General features: G+C 33.6%; 19 protein-coding genes. 18 read left to right on the top strand and 1 reads right to left on the bottom strand.

The window, feature by feature from the left end; translation table 11 throughout:
• The first annotated feature begins 186 nt into the window (after nucleotides 1–186).
• The 11 genes from J0383_RS03810 (at nucleotide 187) to J0383_RS03860 (ending at nucleotide 9,523) form a co-directional block, all read left to right on the top strand.
• A complete protein-coding gene (locus J0383_RS03810) occupies nucleotides 187–732 on the top strand; it encodes a hypothetical protein (RefSeq protein WP_207297122.1) in 546 nt (181 codons plus the stop codon).
• A 157-nt stretch (nucleotides 733–889) separates the two neighbouring features.
• Complete coding sequence (locus J0383_RS03815; protein ID WP_207297123.1) at nucleotides 890–1,219, top strand: hypothetical protein; 330 nt, start codon at nucleotides 890–892, stop codon at nucleotides 1,217–1,219.
• Nucleotides 1,220–1,280: 61 nt separating this feature from the next.
• On the top strand, nucleotides 1,281–1,481 hold the full coding sequence (locus J0383_RS03820; protein WP_207297124.1) for a YqaE/Pmp3 family membrane protein: 201 nt from the start codon (nucleotides 1,281–1,283) through the stop codon (nucleotides 1,479–1,481).
• A 341-nt stretch (nucleotides 1,482–1,822) separates the two neighbouring features.
• Nucleotides 1,823–2,350 carry a hypothetical protein gene (locus J0383_RS03825; protein WP_207297125.1) on the top strand — a complete coding sequence of 176 codons (528 nt, stop codon included), beginning with the start codon at nucleotides 1,823–1,825 and terminating at the stop codon, nucleotides 2,348–2,350.
• 285 nt (nucleotides 2,351–2,635) lie between these two features.
• Nucleotides 2,636–3,286 (top strand): DUF3885 domain-containing protein, encoded by a 651-nt coding sequence (locus J0383_RS03830; protein ID WP_207297126.1) that lies wholly within the window; start codon nucleotides 2,636–2,638, stop codon nucleotides 3,284–3,286.
• 269 nt (nucleotides 3,287–3,555) lie between these two features.
• Complete coding sequence (locus tag J0383_RS03835) at nucleotides 3,556–3,966, top strand: DUF6157 family protein (RefSeq protein WP_207297127.1); 411 nt, start codon at nucleotides 3,556–3,558, stop codon at nucleotides 3,964–3,966.
• 255 nt (nucleotides 3,967–4,221) lie between these two features.
• Complete coding sequence (locus J0383_RS03840; protein WP_207297128.1) at nucleotides 4,222–5,208, top strand: toxin-antitoxin system YwqK family antitoxin; 987 nt, start codon at nucleotides 4,222–4,224, stop codon at nucleotides 5,206–5,208.
• Nucleotides 5,209–5,347: 139 nt separating this feature from the next.
• On the top strand, nucleotides 5,348–7,657 hold the full coding sequence (locus J0383_RS03845) for a type IA DNA topoisomerase (protein ID WP_207297129.1): 2,310 nt from the start codon (nucleotides 5,348–5,350) through the stop codon (nucleotides 7,655–7,657).
• 176 nt (nucleotides 7,658–7,833) lie between these two features.
• Complete coding sequence (locus tag J0383_RS03850) at nucleotides 7,834–8,310, top strand: DUF6265 family protein (RefSeq protein ID WP_207297130.1); 477 nt, start codon at nucleotides 7,834–7,836, stop codon at nucleotides 8,308–8,310.
• 37 nt (nucleotides 8,311–8,347) lie between these two features.
• Nucleotides 8,348–8,845: a DUF6265 family protein gene (locus J0383_RS03855; protein WP_207297131.1), complete on the top strand. Its 498-nt coding sequence runs from the start codon at nucleotides 8,348–8,350 to the stop codon at nucleotides 8,843–8,845.
• Nucleotides 8,846–8,857: 12 nt separating this feature from the next.
• The gene (locus J0383_RS03860; protein WP_207297132.1) at nucleotides 8,858–9,523 is read left to right on the top strand and encodes a hypothetical protein; all 666 of its coding nucleotides are present in this window, start codon (nucleotides 8,858–8,860) and stop codon (nucleotides 9,521–9,523) included.
• Between the two features lie 68 nt (nucleotides 9,524–9,591).
• Here the strand turns inward: J0383_RS03860 and J0383_RS03865 are convergent, their stop codons facing one another.
• Complete coding sequence (locus J0383_RS03865; RefSeq protein WP_207297133.1) at nucleotides 9,592–10,752, bottom strand: MFS transporter; 1,161 nt, start codon at nucleotides 10,750–10,752, stop codon at nucleotides 9,592–9,594.
• 250 nt (nucleotides 10,753–11,002) lie between these two features.
• Here J0383_RS03865 and J0383_RS03870 point away from each other — a divergent pair, with 250 nt between their 5' ends.
• From J0383_RS03870 to J0383_RS03900, 7 genes are all read left to right on the top strand, one after another.
• Complete coding sequence (locus J0383_RS03870) at nucleotides 11,003–13,330, top strand: TonB-dependent receptor (RefSeq protein ID WP_207297134.1); 2,328 nt, start codon at nucleotides 11,003–11,005, stop codon at nucleotides 13,328–13,330.
• A 92-nt stretch (nucleotides 13,331–13,422) separates the two neighbouring features.
• Nucleotides 13,423–14,574, top strand: coding sequence for a PepSY-associated TM helix domain-containing protein (locus tag J0383_RS03875; RefSeq protein WP_207297135.1), 1,152 nt, complete (start codon nucleotides 13,423–13,425; stop codon nucleotides 14,572–14,574).
• A 153-nt stretch (nucleotides 14,575–14,727) separates the two neighbouring features.
• Nucleotides 14,728–17,157, top strand: coding sequence for a TonB-dependent receptor (locus J0383_RS03880; RefSeq protein ID WP_207297136.1), 2,430 nt, complete (start codon nucleotides 14,728–14,730; stop codon nucleotides 17,155–17,157).
• A 144-nt stretch (nucleotides 17,158–17,301) separates the two neighbouring features.
• A complete protein-coding gene (locus tag J0383_RS03885; RefSeq protein ID WP_207297137.1) occupies nucleotides 17,302–18,027 on the top strand; it encodes a DUF4198 domain-containing protein in 726 nt (241 codons plus the stop codon).
• Nucleotides 18,028–18,265: 238 nt separating this feature from the next.
• Nucleotides 18,266–20,494, top strand: coding sequence for a TonB-dependent siderophore receptor (locus J0383_RS03890; protein ID WP_207297138.1), 2,229 nt, complete (start codon nucleotides 18,266–18,268; stop codon nucleotides 20,492–20,494).
• Between the two features lie 194 nt (nucleotides 20,495–20,688).
• Nucleotides 20,689–22,008, top strand: a complete 1,320-nt coding sequence (locus J0383_RS03895) for an APC family permease (RefSeq protein WP_207297139.1) — start codon at nucleotides 20,689–20,691, stop codon at nucleotides 22,006–22,008.
• 394 nt (nucleotides 22,009–22,402) lie between these two features.
• Entirely contained in the window at nucleotides 22,403–25,318 is a 2,916-nt protein-coding gene (locus J0383_RS03900; protein ID WP_207297140.1) for a S8 family serine peptidase, read from the top strand.
• Nucleotides 25,319–25,411 lie beyond the last annotated feature (93 nt).

Here is a 25,411-nt window from a genome sequence, read left to right on the forward strand (position 1 = left end):
CGCAGCGATGATTTGGCAAACCCGTTAGCGGGAATTTGCAATCCGTGCCCACAACAGCAAGACAAAAAACAAATTATCAAATACAAAAGCTACAAAAAAACATGTAGTTTTTTTTATATTTGACAAAGGGTATAAATCAGAGCCATCGGATTCAAAAAATAGAAACGGTAATTAATTTTAAACAAAATGAATTTAAGGACACATCCCATGCAGACAATAGGTGATTGTGCTATTTTTGCTTTTAGATTAGAGCCAGCATCAGATGATCCGACAGAAAGATTGATGCGTTCTGTATCGATCTTCGTGGATGGAGTTAACTTCACGGAACATGATTCGATTGTCTATGTTCCTCAGTTTATTCATTCTCTGAAACAGACTGTAAATAAGTTGAATAACATTGATTTGAATCGATATAAGAAAATTTGGCGTGGGGAAGATCCAGAAAATATACATACCAAGTTAACTGTTGGCAATTTGATTGAAGATTCTCAATGGGCAGATATGTTGGCTGATCTGCAATTTTTGGAATTTGGTGAGACGACCTATAATTTGTTGAGTTTCTTTATTCCGCGAGACAACAATTGCTGGATAACCTGCCAATCTGTTGAAGATCCCGAGATACAAGGAAGTATTCATTCGGTTTGTATTGATTTTGATGATTTAATTAAATGTATATCAGACACTGCGGACATAATTGAAGTGGATTTTGCAAAAGTGGAAAAGAACATGTAGTCATACCTCGATAGCGCGGATTTGTAATCCGTGCCCGCAACAATATGACACTTTGTAAATCAAATACAAACCAAACCAATCTTTACGGGCACGGATTGCAAATCCGCGCTATCGGATTATGGCTCGGAAAACTTAACTAAGATCTAAAAATTTAACCATGAAAAAAAGTCTCTTATTAGTAATAATGATTCTTCTTTTTGGAATATGTTTCTTATTCAATTCCTGTAAAGAAAAAAACAAAAACGAAATTAAGATTACAGAAAGCCAGGCTTTAAAAATTGCTAACCGATATGGTATTTCAGGAGATAATGTGCTCATTTATTTTAATACTTATACTTACTCCAAAACGAGTTTAGGATATAAAAATGGAAAAAGAAAATTATACTACTGGAATGTATCAAAAGAATGTAATCATTGTCCAATGATACAAATTGATGCCGTAACTGGAAATGTGTTTTCTGAAGGTAAATATGATTACGTTCATTAAAATAAAATTAGCAAAAAATCGTGCAGCTTTTCTATATTTACAGAAAACAAACCAAAAAACTATGACTCTAATTGCAATTTTCTTCCCGTGTGTTTCTTTCTTTTTGAGAGGGAAAATATTAACGTCGATTCTTTGTCTAATCTTGCAAGTAACCTTAATTGGCTGGATTCCTGCTGCAATTTGGGCTGTTATTTCTTTACAGAATTCAAGAGCTGATAAACGCAATAAGCAACTAATAAAAGCGATAAAATCTAAATCTTAAGTATAAATTAGATTTTATTTTTGTCTTGATGACAATTAAATTACGTTTTCTAAAACTTTAAAAAAATCAAGCAATCATCACATTATTCCACATTTTTATTCTTCTGTTATTTATATGTTGGCTATTATTAAGCAATAGTTCCTCCTTGTCATATTTGGATAAATTTTTAATCATTTCATAATATTTTTTTGAGGTAATTATCTGGTGATTTGAAAGAAAAAATTTATGGTTTATCCGTAATCCAATTAGTTTTAAACAAGGTATTTTTGAGAAACAAGTTTGTTATTTATAATTCAAATTTGGAAACTCCCCAATAGTATCTTTAACTAAATTAATAGATTATGAAAAAATCCACAAACAAGTATTACGGTAAATCGCTGCTTTTTGCGTTTGCATTTTCAGCATTGTTCTTATTCCAAAACTGCTCTGACGAAACTTCTGATTCAGCCAGTATTGAAAATGCGCTAAAAAAAGAATCAGTTTCTAAAGATGGTAAAACGTCAAAAACTGCTCTTACAAACACAATAATATCATCTCAGGTAACAGCATCTGGTCCTACTTACATTCAGGGCGGAACAACCTTATTTGAATGGCAGTATACAGGAAGTATCCCTAATCCTGATTTAAACAGCATTATCTGGTGGTATTCAAAAGTAAATAACAATGGAGAAGCTCCTTACGCTATTGGCTGGGGCGCAACTGGTTATTTTATGTCTGTACCAGATACTTATTATTCTGATCCCGGACTTCAAACTTCAAACTTTAAAATCTATCTTACTATACGTGATACTAGCGGAAACCTTTATCAAAGTTACAGTATTTACCAAATCATGAAAAAAGGAAAATATAAATTAGAAAATTCCCTTTAACAAAAAAAAGCGCAAATTCTCTAGATTTTGCGCTTTTTTACTTCTTAAACCTTAGTTAATATATGTTTTTAATATCAAAAGAAAGTTAAATTTGTTTTCTTTATGGAAACTAACCTCAAACAGAACCTACAAAACCTCACAACTGAATTGCTAAAAATGGCAAACTTGTATTGCTGGAATAGTATTTCAAAAAATACAGTTTTTATTTTGTCTAATATCTCTGAGATTAAAGAAGATAACTTTAAAAAAAATTATACTAATTCGTAGACAGAAACTATCTACATCATGCAAACAAGGAAACAAGAATATAGACAATTTTTAAATGACAATTTCAAGGGACTAAAACTACGAAAGCCTTTGTTTTATAATTGGCATTTTGCACTTCGTTTTAACTTACAAGAAGGCCGCACTAATACAGACGAATATTTTAAAGAAGCAACGAGAAGAGCCACAACAATATTTGAAAGTGCTTTTGATAACTCGGACAAAATCTTTTTGGTTTTTATGGATTTCAAATACAGACGTAGAAAAATAAGACTTTCAAATTTTCTATTTAATCAAGTTGACAATCTTGAAAAATCAGAAATTTGTTTTTCAAAAGAAATGAATCTGTATGAACCAAGTTCAAAATTTGACATTAGAAATATTGCAATCATTAAAGCAACAGCTGATAGAATTAATTATAAAATGGTCTTAAAAGCAATCTGCCATTCTGATTTTCCTTTGAGAGAACCTAGACTGGATCAAAAAGGAGCTTTTACAGAAAAAGAAATTTACTTTATAAACATTGATAAAAAGATAATACTTAACATGTACGATGATAGAGGACTTGATCTTATTTCTGCAGACAAAAAAAATCTCAGACAAATTTATAAAGATCACGAAGAATGGCTACTTGATTATGACAGAGAACAAATCAATAGCCAATTCAAGTAAAAAATATCGAAATAATGGAAAAAAAACAGAACCTAAAAAAACAATCTTGGCTCACTACAATTGTTGAAATCATACTTGAGTTTATCTTACCTTAAAACCAATAAACCCAAAATGACAAAAACCGAAATTTCTAAGGTTTTTGAAAAATTACATTTGCAGAATCACTTTCCTGATTTTACATCAAATATCCTGATGCTTTTCCATATGATAAGTTAAATATCATTCTTTAAAGAAAAACAAATTATCTTTATGTGATAATTTATAGCGATATGAAAGTACATACTACAAATTATTTTGACACTTTTATTGAAGTAGCAGAAGATACAAAAGTAGATCACGGAATTATACCACCCAGTAAAGACAAGAAAACCATTGCAGAAATGCAATACGAGCTTATTGCTAAAAATCCCTATCAATTTACTTCTGATGATATTCTTTTTCAGGTTTTTGCTGATCGAAAAGATTTAACAAAAAATGAATACGAAAAAGCTCGAGAACAATTTTTCTCAAAAGGACAAGCTTGCTTTCGCGCTTCACCTCTTACCAAAACATACGGATTTGGTATTCATAACAATCATAATGGAAAAATTGCGCTTTTCGGAATGGAAACTGATGAATATCAAAAGTTTATCAAGGACCCAAAAGTAAAAAAAGTAAAAGCGATGAAATCAAGCAGATAAATTATTTAGAATACAAACAATATACTCAAATATTATGGAAAACTTTGACTGGACTTCTTTCACCAAAAAAATAGCTGTAAAAATCTAAGATTCAGGACATTTACAACGCTTGGACAAAAGCCGATGAATTACAAAGATGGTTTCTTGAAAAAGTTTCTTCAATCTTCATCTAGACTTTGAAAATTTCTCTCATTTTTCATTTGCATTTAGAAAATTGTTCAGACATTCGCCTAAAGCATTGATTAATAAAATAACATGACTAAAAAACTAGCACTACTTCTTTTAATACTGATTTATGGTTGCAACGCTGATATAAATGATAGAGATAAAAGAAACGAAAATTGGGTATACTGGTTAGATTCAAAAACTGGTAAATCATCTTGGATTCCAGTAAGCGACCAAACAACAGTAAAAGACGGAAAATATATTTCATTTTATTCTGAAGGAACCATTTATGAAAAAGGGAAATTAAAAAACGGAAAAAATATTGATACAATTTACTGGTACGATCAAAATGAAAAACTCATACACTACGCTTTGGTTAAATCTGGGAAATTTATCCAGTATTATGTAAATGATGGACCTTATATTTCATATTTCCAAGATGGAAAAGTTTTTGAAAAAGGCATCGTAAAAAATCATAAAATAAAAGATCAATGGACAAGATATTTTAATAATGGAAATATAGAATGGAGTATCGATTTTAAAGATGGTACCGGTCTAAAAACATGGTATTTTGAAGATGGACAAATATCCGCAAAGACTGCATATATTAAAAACAAACTTAGTGGGCAAAATAAACATTGGTTTGAAAACGGTCAAGTGAAAGAAATCTCATACTGGACTAACGGAATGCAAACTGGTTTATTTGAATGTTACTTTGAAAATGGAAAACTTGAACAACGAACGAATTGGAAAAATGATGAACCAGAAGGTCTGAGTGAACGCTGGTATAATAACGGTCAAAAAAAGAACATTCAGTTTTTTAAGGGAGGACTCATTGATGGAAATGGTAAACAATGGCATCCCAACGGTAAATTACAAGTAGATCTAAATTATATTTCTGGAAAAAAGAATGGAAAAGCTCTTAAATATCATGAAAACGGAAATCTTCAAGTTGAAGGAAATTATAAAAACGATGAGCAAGATGGAGTTTGGAAATGGTATGATGAAAATGGGAAATTTATCCAAAAAGATATTTATGTCAATGGAAAATTAATTGAAATTCAAAATAATTTATAACACTTACATAATTATGAATAAATAAAGTGATGGTTTATTTTCATAATTAAAAACTTAAATCATATCATCTAAGCACCTTTGCCTCTTTGCCCCTTCCAAGAAAAATCCCTAATTTCGCTTTAAATAAGAAAAGGAGAAAATGAAGGTCTGTATTGCCGAGAAACCAAGTGTAGCACGAGAAATCGCATCTGTTTTAGGTGCCAATACCAAGCACGATGGTTATTACGAAGGCAATGGTTATGCCGTGACGTACACTTTCGGGCATTTATGCACCTTAAAAGAACCCAATGATTACAAACCACACTGGAAAAGCTGGGATTTAAACAATCTGCCCATACTTCCCGAAAAATTTGAAACTAAAGTCGTTCAGAATTCAGGAATCCAAAAACAGTTTAAAATCATTAAAAGTCTTTTTGAAAAAGCCGAAGTCGTTATAAACTGCGGGGATGCCGGACAAGAAGGAGAATTAATCCAGCGCTGGGTGATGAACGAAGCGCATTACAAAGGCGAAATTCAGCGATTATGGATTTCTTCCCTTACTACAGAAGCTATTAAAGAAGGTTTTGAAAATCTTAAACCTTCTTCTAATTACGATAATTTATATTACGCCGGATTTTCTAGAGCCATTGGAGATTGGCTTTTAGGCATGAATGCAACTCGTTTGTATACCGTAAAACACGGCGGCTATAAACAAGTTTTGTCAATCGGACGTGTGCAGACACCAACCTTGGCGATGGTTGTAGAACGCTTCAGAGAAATCGAAAACTTCAAACCTCAGCCGTATTGGGAATTACAGACTTTATATAGAGAAACACTTTTCAGCTATGAAGAAGGACGTTTTCTTAACAAAGAAGACGGAGAAATTCTGGCCGAAAAAGTAAAAGAAAGTGATTTCGAAATCATTTCGGTTGATAAGAAAAACGGAAACGAATATGCCCCAAAGCTTTTTGATTTAACAGGTTTACAAGTCTATTGCAACCAAAAATTTGGCTTTTCGGCAGAAGAAACTTTGAAAATTACACAGACATTATACGAGCAAAAAGTTATCACGTATCCCAGAGTTGATACGACTTTTTTACCAAACGATATTTATCCGAAAGTGCCTGGAATTCTGCAGAAATTAACCAATTATGCCGAATTGACTCAGCCAATTTTAGAGAAAAAAATCAAGAAATCGCCAAAGGTTTTCAACGATAAAAAAGTAACCGATCACCACGCAATTATTCCAACTGGAATTCAAAATAATCTGCCACACAATCAGCAGCAGGTTTACGATATTATTACAAGACGTTTTATTGCCGTTTTTTACGATGATTGTTTGGTTGCCAACACTACAGTAATTGGAAAAGCTGCCGATGTGACTTTTAAAGCAACCGGAAAAGAAATCCTAAAAAAAGGTTTTCGAGTTGTTTTTGAAGATCCAAATGCAAAAGAAAAGGAACCCGATTTACTGCCAAGTTTTGTGGTGGGCGAAAAAGGTCCGCATGAACCTTCTTTCCTTCAAAAAGAAACCAAACCGCCCAATCAGTTTACCGAAGCCACTTTACTTCGTGCGATGGAAACCGCAGGAAAACAAGTTGACGACGAAGATTTGCGTGAATTAATGAAAGAAAACGGGATCGGGCGTCCGTCAACTCGTGCGAATATTATCGAAACGCTTTTCAAACGCCAATATATTGTTCGAAATAAAAAACAAGTTTTACCAACTTTAACCGGAATTCAATTGATTGATACGATTCAGAACGAATTGGTAAAATCGGCCGAACTTACTGGAACTTGGGAAAAACAATTGAAAGATATTGAAAAAGGAACTTTCACTGCGGCGGCGTTTATTCGAAACATGAAAAGCATGGTGGAAGCATTGGTGTATGAAGTACGAAGTGAAACCAAACATGCCAATATTTCGCATGCGGCATCGATTCAAAAACCTGTCGTAAAAGCAGAAAAAGAGAAAAAGAAAAGTTCTGGAATTTCGGTAGAAACGTGTCCGAAATGCCAAAAGGGAAATCTGATTAAAGGAAAAACCGCTTTTGGATGCAGCGAATATAAATCAGGTTGTGATTTTGTGCTGCCTTTTGTTTTTCATGATAAAAAAATTACAGAAAGTCAATATTTACGATTGGTTCAAAAAGGTTCGACCGTAAATATAAAAGGCTTTAAAACTGATTCTGGAACTGTAGAAGGTTTAATTCGTTTTGAAGAAAATTATAAACTGAAATTAGAGCCAAAGAATACAGAGAAAAAAGCCGAAACTAAGGAAAGTTCAGATGCATTAGTTTGTCCGAAATGTAAAAAAGGAACCATTTTAAAAGGCAAAACCGCTTATGGCTGCGCCGAATATAAATCAGGTTGTGATTTTAAAGTCACTTTTGATGACGTTCGTGCAAAACTAAAAGATCAAAAACCAACGAAAGAATTGGTTTATTCAATTTTAAGTGAAAGTGTTTAGTTTTTTATAGCCACGACTCGAGCGATAGCGAATAGATGAAGTAATTCACGAATTATTTTTTTCGAATTGATTCCTAATTTTTTACTCAAAGATGGAAGAAAATAAAATTCGTGAATTCGTGGCGGAAAAAAAATTCATACTTTAGTACCTCTATTACAAACCCAAAACTCATACATATGTTTCAGAAAATTACTCTTGTAGCCCTAATAATAGCTTTTGTTTCCTGCCAGAAAAAAGAAACCGTAGAAAAAGATAAAATCAAACTAGCCGATTGGTTAATTGGAAATTGGGAAAACACATCTCCTGAAGGCATTTTATCTGAAAATTGGCAAAAACTAAACGATAGTACTTTTAGTGCATCTTCATATTTTATTAAAGGAAAAGACACTCTGCATTTTGAAACCATTGTTTTAGCACAATTAGGAGAAACGCTGACCTACAAAACAACCGTAAAAGGACAAAACGACGATAAACCAGTCTTCTTCCCTTCTACTTCTGAAACAGAGAAACAACTAGTTTTTGAAAATCCGAAACACGATTACCCTCAAAAAATCAAGTACACAAAAACTGCAAACAATACTTTAACCGCTGAAATTTCTGGAAGCTTGAATGGGAAACCAAGCTCTGAAAAATTTGTAATGACGAAGAAATAAATTTAAGATTTACCATAACGTACAAAACCAATTAATTATGAAAGTAAAAAACATTCCATTAGTTATTCTAGGTTTAATAGTTTTAACATCTTGTAAAAAAGAAAATAAAACAGAAGCTGCTGTTACAGATAAAAATATTGATAAAGCAGCATGGTTTATTGGCGAATGGGGAAATAAATCTAAAGAAGGTGAACTTACAGAACGCTGGAAAAAGGTCAATGACTCCGTATATTTTGGCGAATCGTATTTTGTAGTGAATGAAAAAGATACCGTTTTTGGAGAGCATGTAAATCTTGAAGATAAAAATGGGAAACTATCTTTTATAGTAACCGTTCCCGGACAAAATGACGAACTCCCAGTCACTTTTGAAATGACTTCATCTTCAGAAAATCAAATTATTTTTGAAAATCCAAAACACGATTATCCAAATAAAATTGTCTATAATAAAGTAGGCAATGATTCTTTAATTGCAGAAATTTTCGGAACGAAAAAGGGAAAAATGGCTTCTGAAAAATTTTTAATGGCTAAAAGGTAATAATTTTTAAAAATGAAGAATTTATTATTGATTTTTCTAGTTCTCTTTTTTACTATTTCTTGTAAAAATGAAGAAAAAAAATATGTATCAAAAAACATCAATTCTCAAAAATTAGATAATAGCAAAAAATATTTAAGAAGCACGCTAAATATTAATTATTCTGATGCAACAGAGGAAATAGAATTGTATATAAGTAAAAAAAAGGATACCATTTCAAATCAATATAAATTAATTCGAAATAACAAAATAGACACTCTCGAAAGTTGTTATTATGATTTAAAAATATCTAAATCAAATAAACCTAATTTTTATCGTGGTGTAATAACCTTACATACAAAGTATGAAAATTTAAAACTAAATAAGAAAAACAAACGTACTATAGATTTCGGATATTGTAATCAAAATAAAGATAGTGTGTACCTAAAGTATATAACATCAAAAAATTCAACAACACTAAATTTTGAATTTGAAAATTATAAAGGCGCAAATCTGAATGGCATTTTATATCAGCTCACTCAACGTGATACAACAAAAGATATGATTAATTTAAATCAAGTTCATTTGTTAGTAGACAATCTACCTCAAACAAACAATTTTTTACTAGAGTCATATAATTTAGATAAGGATAAAAGCAGAAAAATTAATCTCAAGGAAATAAAACTGAAAAAAACTAACTAAAAATGATTAAGCTTCAATGTCGATAACGAGAAGAAAGATTCTCAGCATCTTAGAACCTTAAAAAAAACCTACTCATTCTCCCCGATTTTATTCACCATAAAAATCATCAAAATACCTAGAAGCGCCATTACTAAAAATGCCCATTTCATACTTAGATATTCAGAGATAAAACCAACCATTGGCGGCACTAATAAAAATCCCAGATAACCAATTGTAGATATTGAAGTCAAAGCAGAACCGCTGCTTAATTTTGATGATCTTCCAGCAATACTAAAAACCAGCGGAACCACACAAGAAACCCCAAATCCGATTAAAACATAACCGAAAATAGTGGGGTAAGCATACGGCAGAATAAAACAAATTCCGAAACCTACAGTTATCAATATTCCGCTGTACAAGAGGATTTTTTTCGTTCCAAATTTCATCACGCCATAATCGCCAAAAATACGACCTAACGTAACTGCCGAAGCAAAAAATACAAACGCAGCACTTGTTAATTTTGGAGAAGCTTTTAATATATTTTCGAAGTAAATTCCGCTCCAGTCGTACATAGTATTTTCACAAGCCATAGAAACGAAACAAATCAAAGCAAATTTTATTAGGTTTTTCTCTGGCATTGAGAAGAACTTCTTTTTAACCGGAACTGGCTCATTGTGAATGCTCATCGGATAAAAACAAGCCGTTAGTGCCAGCATAAAAATACTCACGCCTAATAAATGATGCGATGGAGCTATTTTCTGTGTAACCATTACATATCCTAAACCTGCTCCCGAAAAAACCGCAATACTCCAAACAGCGTGAAAACGAGTTATAATCGATTTTGGATACAATTTCTGAACCTCAAGTGACTGCGCGTTAATCGATAAATTGAAAATATTTCGAGAAGCACCAAAAAATAAAAGTATAATAACCAACTGCCAGACAAATGCTGCCAAACCAGGCAATGACAATGCAACATTAAACATAACCGCTCCTAAAAGCATAATATAACGACTGCTGTATTTATTTAACAGTTTTCCGGTAAAAGGCATTGTAAGCATCAAACCAATTGGAAATGCAAATAAAACAGCTCCAAATTGAGCTTCTGACAAATGTAATTGTGCTTGTATATGCGGAATTCGCGATACCCATGACGAATACCCAAATCCAGAAAGGAAAAAAAAGACAGTATTCGCTATACGATATCCTTTAGGCGTGTACTGTAGTTTTTTTAAGAAGGGGAAAATCATACTTTCTTTTTTTCAAAGTGCAAAATTAAACCTTTTAAAATGAATAACTGTCTTTTTTACGCTTTATTAAATAAGTATGATTTTTCGCTTTTTTAATAAATCCAGTAAGAAGGGAATTCCTCTATTTTTTCTCAAAAACATATCTCCTTTAAATGAAAGCTCAGAATATTTGGCATCCAAAATAATATTTTTACATTTGCGTTGTTTTTATTTATTCTAAATAAAAGCATTTAACCAATTTTAAAAGCCAATGAAATATTTTAGCCTGAAAACACACCGTTTTCTATTTACAATCAGTTTTTTATTTTCATTCTTAACCATGTTTTCACAGCAAAACAATGGAAAAATCAAAGGAACAATTACAACTTCTGACGGTCAAGCCGCCGCTGGCGTAAACGTTGTTTTAAAAAATTCAAAATATTGGACCATTACCAATGACAATGGAACTTTTGATTTTAACAGAATAAAAAGTAATACCTATATTCTTCAGGTTTCATTAGCAGGTTATGAAACTATCGAAAGAGAAGTTATTGTAGCCGATAACGAAACAAGCGAATTGAACCTGCAGTTAAAAGTTTCAAACAAAGAATTACAAGAAGTAGTCGTAAACAGTAAAAAAAGCATTACTTCTAAAAAAACAGATTATGTAGCGAGAATGCCGATTAAAAATCTTGAAAATCCTCAAGTTTACAGTGTAATTCACAAAGAACTTTTACTGGAACAAGTTGCAGTCGATATTAAAAGTGCTGTTCAAAATTCACCTGGAGTAGTTGCAATTAGTTATCCTTCTGGAGGTGTTGGAATGATTTTCAGAGGATTTTCGATAGGTGTAAATGCTCGAAACGGAATGGAAACTGTTTCTGGCCGTTCATCTGTTGATCTTGGCAATGTCGAAAGAATTGAAATCATGAAAGGTCCTTCGGGAACTTTATTTGGTTCTACTGTATCATCATTTGGAGGTGTTGTCAATCTAGTTACCAAAAAACCACATGAAACTCCTGCTAATGAAATATCATATACTGCTGGAAGTTTCAACTTAAACCGACTTACTGCAGATGTAAACACGCCATTAAATGCCGATAAAACGGTTTTATTCAGAATAAATCTTGGAGTGAACAGAGAAAAAAGTTTCCTTGATTACGGATTCAACAATACCATTCTGGTGGCGCCAAGTCTTACATATAAAGCATCTGACAAACTTACGCTTAATTTCGATGCAGAACTTTACAACGTAAACAACACCCGACGTACTTATAATACCTATGCAGCAACATCGGGAATTACAAACCCTACTCAATTACAAATCAACTACAAAAAATCGATGTTTCATGATGATAATGATGCCAAAACATCGGCAACAAAAGTTTTCGCTCAAGCAGAATATGAAATATCAGAAAACTGGAAATCAACTACTGTATTCTCATTTGTAGGCGAAGATGTAGAACGCAGTTACCAGAGTTATGCCGTGTGGAGTTCACCTACACAAGCTGCAAGAAGAGTTGGACTTTGGGGACCAATCTATAATAACTATACTAACATACAGGAAAATATCAATGGAACTTTCTCTACTGGAAGCATCAAACATAAATTCCTTGCTGGTGCTAATTACAGATTATACAGTTCAAATTTTTCGGGAGGAACAACATTTACACTTGATAATATAGATGTAACAACCAACTTCGCTCCTATTAGAAGAAAAGCAGTTGATGCGGGACTTGTTTTAACATCTTCTCCTATTGCCGACCAGAAAACGTTGAGTGTATACGCCTGCGATGTAGTTAATTTTACCGACAGACTTTCGGCAATGTTGAGTTTGCGTTTGGATAATTTTGAACGAGCAAAAGTAGGAACTGTTGAAGGATATCATCAAACCGCTCTTTCTCCTAAATTAGGATTGGTATATGAAGTAGTTAAAGATCAGGTTTCGGTATTTGGAAATTACATGAATGGTTTTCAAAACATGCAGCCGGTTACGCAGCCTGATGCCAGCCAATTAGTTTTAGACCCAATTTATGCTGTACAATATGAAGGGGGAATAAAAGCCGAAGCTTTCAATAAAAAACTTACCGGATCTGTAAGTTATTACAATATTACTATTGACAATGCTACCAGACTTGATGGCAACGGATATACGATTCAAGATGGGAAACAAGTAAGTAAAGGTGTTGAATTTGAAGTAATATCGACTCCCGTTAACGGATTAAATATTGTTGCTGGATATGCTTACAATGACAACCGAATTGTAAAAGCCACTACAAACTCAAATATTGAAGGAAATAAAGCAACGGGAGCTCCTGAAAATGTAGCAAACTTCTGGGCAACATATACTTTTCAAGATACATTAAAAGGTTTAGGATTTGGTGCCGGAGCCAATTACGTAGACAAAAATTTCTTTACTGCCGATAACACTTTTTACATGCCATCGTATACGGTTTACAATGCAACGGTTTATTATGATAAATCTTCGTGGAGAATTGGTTTAAAATTCAACAATTTAACCAACAAAAAATACTGGGATTTCTGGGGAACTTCGCAGGCTCCGGCTAATATTCTGGCTAACTTAACGATTAAGTTTTAAAAACTAAACCTACAAAAAGCACCTTATAAAATAAATGAGGTGCTTTTTTCTAACAACAACAGCTTAACAATCAAGCTATAGAATTACAAATCATGGGATTTAAAAATTTTATAAAAAAAATACATTTATGGCTGGGATTAGCTTCGGGGATTATTGTCGTTATATTAGGCATTACAGGCTGTTTATATGTTTTTGAAGAAGAACTTCGCCCTATCGTACATGACTATTACCATGTAGATCAGATAAAAAATAAAAAACTTCCTATTAGTAAATTAATTGAAATTGCTCAGAAAGCCAACCACAAAATAAATCCTCAACAAACACTTTCAGGATGCAGAATTATTAATGATGATAAACGTACGATTATCATCTGGTTTTTTCAAGAATTAGATGAAGACGCTTTCTGGTACTGGAATAATTATCAAAATACCTACGTTTATATCGATCCGTATACGGGAAGCATAAAAAAGCTCGAAGAATACAATTTTGAGTTTTTCGTTTTTGTGCGAATGCTGCATCAAACGCTTTGCTTTAACAGTAAAATTGGCGATCCAATAGTAGGAACGGCTACTATTCTCTTTATCATTTCATTAATTACGGGATTAATACTTTGGTGGCCGAAAAATAAAAGTGCCGCGAAACAGCGTTTTTGGTTTCAATGGAAAAACACCACCAAATGGAAACGTAAAAATTACGATTTACATAATATTCTTGGATATTATATGATGGTTTTTGCTTTAATTATTGCACTCACCGGATTAGTCTGGGCTTTTAAATGTTATGATAAAGGCGTACAATGGCTTTTTAATGGCGGAAAAACGTACGAAAAAGAAAAGCTGGTTTCTGATACTACTCATTATACTGAAAACACAGCCACTGACAAAATATACACAACGACCAAAAACTTAAATCCGAATGCAAAAAGCTACTATTTATTTGTTCCGAATGCAGATGATTCACTCGCAACATTTCAAACCTTTGTACGCTATAAAAACCGTTTTGATGATGTCGCAATGGAATTTGACCGATATACAGGAAAGAATCTAAAAATCACAACCTACAACGACAGAAATAATGGTGAAAAATTCCGATTTATAAATTACGATCTGCATGTGGGCAGCATTTTAGGATTTCCCGGAAAAGTGCTGGCATTTTTTGCAAGTCTCGTATCAGCGAGTTTACCCATAACAGGTTTCTTAATTTGGTGGGGACGAAATAATAAAAAGAAGAAAAAAGCTTCTTAAGCCAAATAAAATCAAGTAAATTCCTTCTTTTAAAATCACAAAAAACCGACGAAGTTTCCAAATAATTCTTGTTAAGGATAGTATAATTTTCTACATTTGCTTTGTTTGTATTCGTTCTAAATAACAAACTGGTAACTAACTAAAAAAGACAAAATGAATTATTCAAAAACAGGCACAAAAAATGTTCTTTATACTTTCTGCCTCTTCCTATTTTTTACCACCATGTTAATTGCCCAGCAAAATCATGGAAAAATTAAAGGAACCATCACCACATCTGACAGTGAACCAGCTGTTGGAGTTAATATCATTCTTAAAAATTCTAAGTACGGAACAGTTTCCAATGAAGATGGAGCTTTTGAATTCAACAAAGTAAAAACAGGTACTTATATCGTACAAATCTCTTTAACCGGTTACGAAACCCTTGAATATCAAGTTAAAGTTGATGCCAATACAACTGAATCATTAGATTTACAATTAAAAGTTTCCAATAAACAATTAAAAGAAGTTGTTATTACCAGTAACAAGGGAAAAGCTTTTCCTAAACAAAGTACGTACGTATCGAGATTACCGCTGAAAAATATCGAAAATCCTCAAGTGTACAATGTTGTTTCTTCTGAAATCATGAAAGAGCAAGCTATTACCAATTATGAAGATGCCTTAAAAAATGTTCCCGGAATCCAGAAATTATGGGAATCTACAGGACGTGGCGGCGATGGAGGTTCTTATTATTCTTTAAGAGGTTTTGAAGTTCAGGCTAATATCATAAACGGACTTCCAGGTTTGACAAACGGAACGCTTGATCCATCAAACATTGAAAGAATCGAAGTAATCAAAGGGCCATCGGGAACTTTATTCGGAAGTAGTTTAGTGAGTTATGGAGGATTAATCAATACCGTTACTAAAAAACCTTATGAAGGTTTTGGAGGCGAAATCTCATATCTTACCGGAAGCTTCGGATTAAACAGAGCCACTGTAGATGTAAATACTCCGTTAGACGATAATAAAGCTGTTTTATTCAGAATCAACTCTTCATTTCAAACCGAAAATACATTTCAAGATGCCGGTTTTCGTACGGCTTATTTTATCGCTCCTTCTCTATCGTATAAAGTAAATGAGAAACTTTCTTTTCTTGTGAATACGGAATTTATGGAGGAAGAAAAAACAACGCCATCGATGTTATTTTTAGGAAGAGATTCCCAAGTTCAATTCGCCAATTTAAAGGAGCTGAATTACAACACCGACTTATCTTTTTACAGCAATAATTTACCTATAAAAAATCCTAGATTTAGTTTGCAGGCTCAGGCAAATTATAAAATTTCATCCAAATGGAATTCGCAGACTGTATTCTCACGAGGAACTTCTAAATCAAGAGGATACTACTCGTATATTTATGATAACGAAAACGGAAATGGGGACTTTGCGTTATGGATTACCAATGAAAATTCACAAACAGCGACTACTGATATTCAGCAGAATTTTACTGGTGATTTCAAAATTGGCAGTTTACGTAACCGTATCGTAATTGGTGCCGATTATTTCAAAAGAGATGTGGTTTTTGAAGGCACAGGATATGCTCCCGTTTATAATATTACACCACAAGGAGAAATCAGACAATTCGACGATCAGAACCCAAATTACCTGACTAAAGCATCCATTAACAAGCTTCTTTCAACAGAAGCAGGACCTGATTATCATTCAAAAGATGCGACTTACAGTGCCTATGTTTCGGATGTATTAAACATTACGCCCACTTTGCTTGCAATGGCAAGTTTAAGAGTTGATTATTTTGATACTGAAGGAAGTGTCAAAACTGACAATGATAATTACAATCAGACAGCTTTGTCGCCAAAATTTGGGTTATTATACCAACCTATTGAAGATAAACTAGCCATTTTTGGAAATTACATGAATGGTTTTAAAAACATTGCTCCAACTGCCATTTATGACAATGACGGGAATTTTTTAAGATCTCAAACCTTTAAGCCAGAACATGCCAACCAGTTAGAATTGGGCGTAAAAGGAAATCTGTTTTCAGATAAATTAACCACTACAGTGAGTTACTACGATATTAATGTTGCCAATCTTGTTACAAGCAATCCAATGTACAGTGCACAAGGTGGTAAAGCCAGAAGCAAAGGTTTTGAATTTGATTTAAACGCCGCTCCTTTAAAAGGTTTAAGCATTATTGCAGGATATAGTTATAACGACAGCAAAATCACAAAAGGAGACGAAAATAATGTTTGGTTAGATCAAGGAAAAAGACCTTTCTGGGCTGGGCCAAAAAACTTAGTAAACCTTTGGGCGAGCTATAAATTTTATGAAGGATTCTTAAATAATTTCGGTCTTGGATTTGGAGGAAACTATGCCAGCGACAATGCAATCTTAGACAGCGAAGTAACAGGAAAATTCATTTTACCAGCCTATACGGTAATCAATGGGTCGGTATTTTACAATTCAAATAAATTTCGCGTAAGCTTAAATGTCAACAATATTACCAACAAAGAGTATTTTAACGGAGGCTGGTCAACCGTAAATCCGCAAAAACCAAGAAACTTTGTGGCAAGTTTCGCGTATAAATTCTAATAAAAACACAAAATAAATAAAATCCCGATTTCATTATTTACGAATGATTTCGGGGTTTTTTATTGTTTTATTTTTAATTATTCTAAATAAAAAACTATGTTTGTATAAAATATCATTTTAAACAATTTTTTAAAACTTGATCTTATGAAATCAAATACTTTAAAAACAATCACCTTTTTATTTTTAGCTCTTTTTGCTGCACCTCAGCTTTTTGCTCATGCTCTTTGGATTGAAACCAAAACCACTGGAACAAAAGGAAAAGCTCAGGAAATTTCAGTTTATTTTGGAGAATTCTCTGATAACGATATTACAAAAGCCGATAAATGGTTTTCTGATTTAAAAGATTTTACTTTGGTGGTAATTTCGCCTTCTAAAAAGGAAACCAAACTTACTTCAAAAGCTTTAGACAATAAATACCAAGCTTTCTTTACGCCAGATGAAGATGGTGTTTACACTATTGTAATGCACCATACAGTAAAAGATGTTTACGGAACAATGAAATTAGATTATAATTCAAGCGCTACAGTCGTTGTTGGAAATAAAACCGCAGGAAATGTTGCTGCAGCGAATAATAACGTAATTAGTGTTTTTTCTGAAAATGCCGATACAGCCAAAAAGAACACTGCGATTACAGTTTCTGCATTATACAATGGTGATATTGCAAAATCTCAAAAAATAAAAGTAATTGCACCAAACGGCTGGGAGAAAGAATTATGGACAAATGATAAAGGAGAGATCACTTTTACCCCAATCTGGTCAGGAAATTATATGGTTGAGTTTGCTTACACAGAAAAATCTGCTGGAGAACACCATGGTAAAAAATACGATGAAATCTGGAAAATGGCTACGTACCAAATTGTTGTAAAATAGTTTCAAGCTATTTTTTTAGATCATACTTTACTTGCAATTAAACCTTGTTTCTTTTGAGCAAGGTTTTTTTATTTAATCTAGTTATAAATATTTTCATTTTAAAAACCCAATTCTTAAGCAAATCTTAAGAAAGAAATAATAAAGTTTTAAGCAAGAAATCGTTCTAAAAATTCTGTTCTAAGTATTGCGTGTATATATATTTGCAAAAATTTATTTTTATTAAATCTAAATAAATAACATGAAATATAATTTACTATTACTTTTATCTTTATTAAGTTTTGCATCTTACAGTCAGAATTATACAAGCACAGAAGGTGGTTCTGTAAATGATACTGTTAAAAACAAAAAAGGCGAAACTTTAAACGAGGTAATCGTTACCAAAACCAAAGAACCAAAACCTGTAACCGCTGTTCGTTCAGGCTTAAAACCAATGGACAACCCACAATCAGTACAAGTTATTGGTTCTGAAGTTATTGAACAGCAGCAGGCTATTAGATTAAGTGAAGTACTTAAAAATGCCAATGGTGTGTATGTTGGTTCTGCTCGTGGAGGCGCTCAAGAATCTTTCTTTTCAAGAGGTTATGACATGTCTGCCAACAATATGTTTAAAAACGGGTTTCGTTATAATGCAGGTTCTATTCCAGATGTTTCTGGTTTAGATAAAGTAGAATTCCTAAAAGGAGGTTCTGCCCTATTATTTGGAAACGTAGCGCCAGGCGGAATTTTAAACTTGGTCACTAAAACACCTCAATTTAAAAGCGGAGGAGAAATCTCAATGCAAATGGGAAGTTATTCTTACTACAAACCTGCTTTTGACTTTTATGGCGGTTTAAGCAAATCAATTGCCTTTAGAATCAATGGTTCTTACGAAAACTCTGAAAGCTTTAGAGATGTTGTCAAAAACGAACGTGTTTATGTAAATCCATCGTTACTTTTTGTGGTAAGTCAAAAAACACAAATTACAGTACAAGGAGATTATTTATCTGCTGACTGGACTCCAGATTTTGGAACGGGAATTATTGGAACAAAAATCCTTGATTTACCTCGAAATGCTTTTTACGGATCACTTTGGTCTAATGGTAATACAAAATCTGCCAGCGCATCCCTATTAGTAAATCATGATTTCAACAAAAACTGGAAACTAAATTTCAATAGTTCTTACCAAACTTATAATAGAACTTCAAAATCTACAGCGCAATTATCTACTGTAAAAGATAATGGAGACTGGACCAGACCATTAGTTCAAAACGAAAACCTAGAACAAATTTTAGGAGATCAATTAAGCCTTCAAGGAAACTTTAATACAGGATCTGTAAAACACCAGATTTTTACAGGTTCTGATTGGGAAAATTCATTTGCAACAGCGTATACTTTTGCTTTCACTCCAGCAAATTATGATACGATTAATCTTTTCAATTTTGATCCGTCAACGCAAAAAAATACTATTCCTGATGCCAGAACAACTCAAATTGCAAAAACAGATACTAACCGTTTTGGTGTTTATTTCCAAGATTTAATTTCCATTACAGAGAAATTCAAAGTTTTAGCAGGAATACGTTGGTCATGGCAGGAAGCCGAAGTTACCACTTATAAAGAAACTTACACTACAGCTTCTGGACAAACCGTTAAACCTGAAAATGCAGTACCTGTAGTTGGGGCAAAAAAATTAGACAATGCATTTTCTCCAAAATTTGGATTAATCTACCAGCCAAGACAAGACGTTTCTATTTTTGGTAGTTATTCTACTTCATTTACGCCAAACACAGGAACAACTGCAGATTTAAAACCAATTGCACCTTCAATCATTGATCAATATGAAGCTGGTATTAAAACTGACTTCTTACAAGGATTATTAAGCACAAATGTTACCGTTTATCAAATCGTAAACAGTAATCTTGCCCAGACAGCTGAATTTAAAGCTGACGGAAGTTTAAACACAGACACAAACGTAAAAGTTTTAAGCGGTGAAACAAAAAGTAAAGGTATTGAAGTTGACGTTACTGCGAGACCAATCGAAGGGCTTAGTATTATTGCTGGTTACAGCTACAACGATATGCGTTATACTAAAACATCTGGTTTAAACGGAAGTTTTATTGAAGGTGACCGTCTTGTTAGAACTCCTGCTAATACAGCAAACTTAAGCTTCTTTTACACAGTACAAGAAGGTTTCTTAAAAGGATTATCTGTTGGGGCAATTGGAAATTACATTGGTGATCGTTTAGGTGGCTGGAATGACCAATACAGCACAGATCTTACGAAATATCCTGACGGTATCTACCACAGAGAAATTCCAATAAAAGGATACGCAACAATCGATGCTTCGGCTGGTTATACTTGGAGAAAGTTCTCTATCTTATGTAAATTATCAAACATTACGAATGAACTTAATTACACCGTTCACGAAAATTATAGTGTAAACCCAATTGCACCACGTCAGGTTATGACAAGCCTGAAATATAAATTCTAAAAATTTGAATTAGATTTTGATTTTAATCCCGCGGTTTTCTTTCTTCATTTGAAAATAGAAATCCGTGGGATTTTATTAAAACACACAATATTTGAGTCTCATTTAGTTTTTAAATGAGACTTTTTATTTTCTAAAAAAATACTGCAATTAATACTATTTTTGCTGAAAATTAATTCCAAATACACCAATCCAAAATGACCGATTCCAAGAAGAACCAACTGAAGAAAAGTTTAGGCCTGAGTTTTAATATTGCCGTTTTAATTGGAGGAACAATTGGAGTTGGAATTTTAAGAACTCCAGGAACCATTGCCGAAATGCTTCAAAATTACTGGTTTATTATTGCTTCATGGCTTTTTGGAGGTTTGTACATTTTACTAGGCGCCAATTCATATTCAGAATTAGCTACTATGCTGCCAAAAGCTGGCGGATCTTACAATTACATTAAAAGAGCTTTGGGAGAATATGCCGGATTTCTTTCAGGCTGGTATGATTATATTACCAATGCGATTCCGCCTGCATTTTACTGTATCGTAATCAGCGAATACATTATTATTTTATTTCCTGCTCTTGCCAATTATTCAACGGTAATGGCGATTTCTTTATTGGCGGCGTTTGTGTTGTTACATTTAAGCGGTGTTAAAAACGGAAGTGTCATCCAGCAGATTACGAGTTTTTTAAAAGTAATTTGTTTTGTGGCTTTGGTTGTAGCTTGTTTCATGTATTCCGGTGTTCAAGTTCCTAAAATTGAAACTGACACTACTCTATTCCAAATTGGGCTTATATTTGGATTTTTTAAATCATTACAACTCATCATTGGAACGTATAATGGCTGGAATGCAGTTTGTTTTTTTGCTGAAGAAAATGAAAATCCAAGCAAAAACATTCCGAAATCTTTATTCAGCGGAGTACTGCTTGTCGTTGCTATTTACGTTTTAGTAAACGTAGCATTTTTTCATGTACTTCCTATTGAAACTATTGCAAAATCAAATCTTGCAGCGGCCGATGTTGCCAAGATTCTTTTCGGAGACAGTGGAGCCAAAATTGTGACAGTAATTTCAATCTTTTCGTTAATTAGTATTCTCAATGCTTTTATGATGATTCCGCCAAGAATTCTTTATGGATTAAGCCGTGACGGATTCTTCATAAAAAGCGGTACTCAGGTTAATAAAGGTGGAACACCAATCACCGCGCTTTTGGTTTCTTCATTTTTCAGTCTGTTTTTAATCTGCATTGGTTCTTTTGAGGTATTGTTTTCATTCGCTGCATTTATCTCGATTATTGTTTGGGGGCTGGCTTATTTTTCACTTTTAAAACTAAGAGCACAAGAACCAGATCTACCAAGACCTTATCGCTCTTTTTGGTATCCGTGGACGACTATAATTGCCATTATTGCATCAATTGGATTACTAGCAGGATTTATTTACAGCGATCCTAAAAGCTTTATAATTATCGTTGGGATTACGATTATTTCTTATCCTTTATTTTTGGTTTTAAGCAAAAATAAAAAAGTGTAAGACTGATAAATCTTCTTCTGAAAAAATAAATCTACATCGAATAGATTACGAAAAACGTCTCAATACTTGAGGCGTTTTTTGTTGCTGAATCATTCACTTTACACTTTTACAGCCTACAAAAAAACGCTTTTTTAAAACAAATTTTAAACAATTAAAAATCAGGTATTTATACGCTATTCCACTTCGACAATTTTAAGGAGATTTGTTTTAATTAAAGTAATTTCATACAAAATAAGATATTTATGTAAGAAAGTAAGTTTAATTATATTTTAAAAGATATTTCTTATAAATAAATATAATTATGGAAACAATAAAAAGAATTATAAAGGACAGAAGCCCACCTTTATATCATAAAAGAAACCTTAAAAAAATACCCATTTAAATCTTAAATCATATGAAAAAATTATACCTAATTATTCTATTTTGCGGTTATGGGATTACCTACGCCCAAACTCAAAATGACATTGAGATTATTAAATCTGAAACAGCTGTATCAGAACTACAGTCATTAAGTAAGCAATACAAAGCTGAATTTGACCGAAAAAAAGAAAGAGCCATAAGTCTGGCCAGAACCAACGGCTGGAGCATTACCATTATCAACAAAGACGGCACATTAAGCGAGTTGGTTGATGTAACGCCAGACGAAAAATCACCTGTGTATTTTACACCTGAAAATGCAGACGCTGCAAAATCTACTCGTACCAATTATTTAAATTCCGGCGGTGGTCTGGGGCTAAACCTCAATGGACAAAACATGACGGCTTATGTTTGGGATGGGGGTGCGACGCTGCCAACACATAACGAGTTTACTGGGAGAGTTTCTATTTTAGATGGTGTTACCACTATTAGCCCAAGTAGTAACAACAGCCAGCACGCTAATCATGTGACCGGTACTATCGTTGCCGCAGGTGTAATAGCACAGGCCAAAGGAATGGCTTATCAGGCAACAGCCAAAACCAACGATTGGAATAGTGATTTATCTGAAGCTTCATCTGCAGCTGCCAACGGGATGTTGATTTCTAATCATTCATACGGCTGGGCAACAAGAAGTTCTCCAGGAGGACCTGTATTGATTTCTCCTTGGCAGTTTGGGGCATATCAAACTATTGCCAGAGACTGGGACAATTTAATGTTTAATGCCCCTTATTACTTAATGGTTAAAGCGGCAGGAAATGATGGCAATGATAATACTGCCAATACAAGTCCAATAGGTGGTCTTGCGAGTTATGATAAACTTACAGGAGTGGCTACCAGTAAAAATAATCTGGTGATTGCCAATGCAAACGATGCTGTAATAAACAGTTCTGGAGCGCTAACCAGTGTAACAATCAATAGTTCGAGCAGTCAGGGACCAACTGACGATTTAAGAATAAAACCAGATCTTACTGGAAACGGAACTTCTCTTTATTCTAGCGCTACACTTACAAATCCAATAACGCCTTTAGCGAATAATAGTTACGGAAACGCAACAGGAACTTCAATGGCTTCTCCAAACGTAACAGGAACATTGCTTTTATTGCAGCAGCATTATAAAAACAAAACGGGAGGATTTATGCGCGCTGCCACTTTAAAAGGATTAGCACTGCATACCGCAGACGACGCCGGTACTCCTGGCCCTGACGCTATATTTGGATGGGGACTGCTGAATGCTAAATTCGCAGCCGAAACGATTACCAAAAAAGGAACATTAGCCATTATTGACGAAAACACTTTAAACAACGGAAGTTCGTACAGTTTCAGTGTCACTTCTGATGGTGTAAATCCGTTGATTGCTTCTATTTCATGGACAGATCCTGCTGGCGTAGCATATTCTGGAAGCACTCCAAATATTGCAACTGCCAAACTTGTAAATGATCTTGATATACGTGTTACAAATTCGTCAGGAACCGTTTTCCCATATAGATTAGTCACTGCCACTACCAATAATACAGGCGACAATACAAAAGATCCATATGAAAAAATTATCATCAACGGGGCTTCAGGAAATTATACTATAAATATTTCCCACAAAGGAACTTTGGTTAACAACCTGCAAAAATATTCTGTAATTGTTACCGGAATTACAGCTCCTCTAACCGATCTTTACATAAAAGACCGTCCTTTTGATACTGGAATCGAACCAAATCCAGATTCAGGACCTATGTGGATTAGCGATGATATCTGGGTAAGACAAAATCCAGATGCCGGACTTACTCACGAAAACCCTGAATACAAAGTAAGTTCTCCAAATGCCGTTTACATACGCGTTTACAATAAAGGAACTGCGCCAAATTCAGCAGCAAAAGTTAAATTGTATTTTGCGAAAGCATCTACTGGATTAACTTGGCCAACAAACTTCGTAAACTTCAGCGTAGGATCTGTATTGCATGGTGATTATATTGGAGAAGCTTACATTCCGGCAATTCCGGCAGGAAACAGCGCCATTGTAATGATTCCGTGGTATCCGCCAAACCCAGCAGATTTTACATACGATCAGCATCATTTTTGTTTAACTGCCAGAATTGAAGCTTTAGGCGATCCTATGTTCAATGAAGTAAACAATATTGGAATTGGTGCCAATGCAAAAAACAATAATAATATTGCGTGGAAGAACCTCAGCGTTTACAACTTAAATACGACTGATGTTGTTTTACCAACTGCGGTTTTCATAAGAGGAATACGATCAAAAGCAGTCAATATTAAATTCTTAGATAGAGGTTACAATGAGGAACTTAAAAATAATTTCTTTGAATTAGGAGGAACAATCGAAGCTACTCTTGATGAAAAATTATTTGAAAGAGCGCAAGCAAATGGAAGTTTAAGAAGCGTAAAAATTATCGATAAAAACAAAATCCTTATTACTTCGAGAGAAGCTGCAATTACTAATTTACCTATCGACAACGGCGAAACTTTTGGAATCACTTTTGATTTCAGGGTAGCTAAAGATTTCCCTGCTGAAGAACAAATTATTTTAGACGTAGTTCAAGAAGACCTGAAAGGCGAATTAGAAGGCGGCGAACGTTTTGCTCTTGTAAAAGCTGGAAAACCTCAACGCAGCACTGGAGATATCACGCTGAAAGAAGCAGAACAATCAAGAGTATTTACGATTTATCCTAACCCTACAAATGGCGTTTTCAAAATAAACATCAATAATGAGGAAAAAGGAACTTTAAAAATATCGAGTATCTATAACGGAACTGTTTTTGAAGAAAAAACCAACAAACAGAAAGAATTTAATGTCAATATTGCCAAACATCAGGCAGGTATTTACATTGTACAATTCTTCTCTGAAAATGGAACTGTAACGGCTAGAAAAATAATTAAAAACTAATTTCAGTGTTACCATTCTTTCATTTGAATCTGTAGAAAATATCTTTTTTGCCCTGCATTCAAATGGTTATTGAAAAGAAAATCCCAATACTAA

It is taken from the genome of Flavobacterium endoglycinae, assembly GCF_017352115.1.
Taxonomy (GTDB): Bacteria; Bacteroidota; Bacteroidia; order Flavobacteriales; family Flavobacteriaceae; genus Flavobacterium; species Flavobacterium endoglycinae.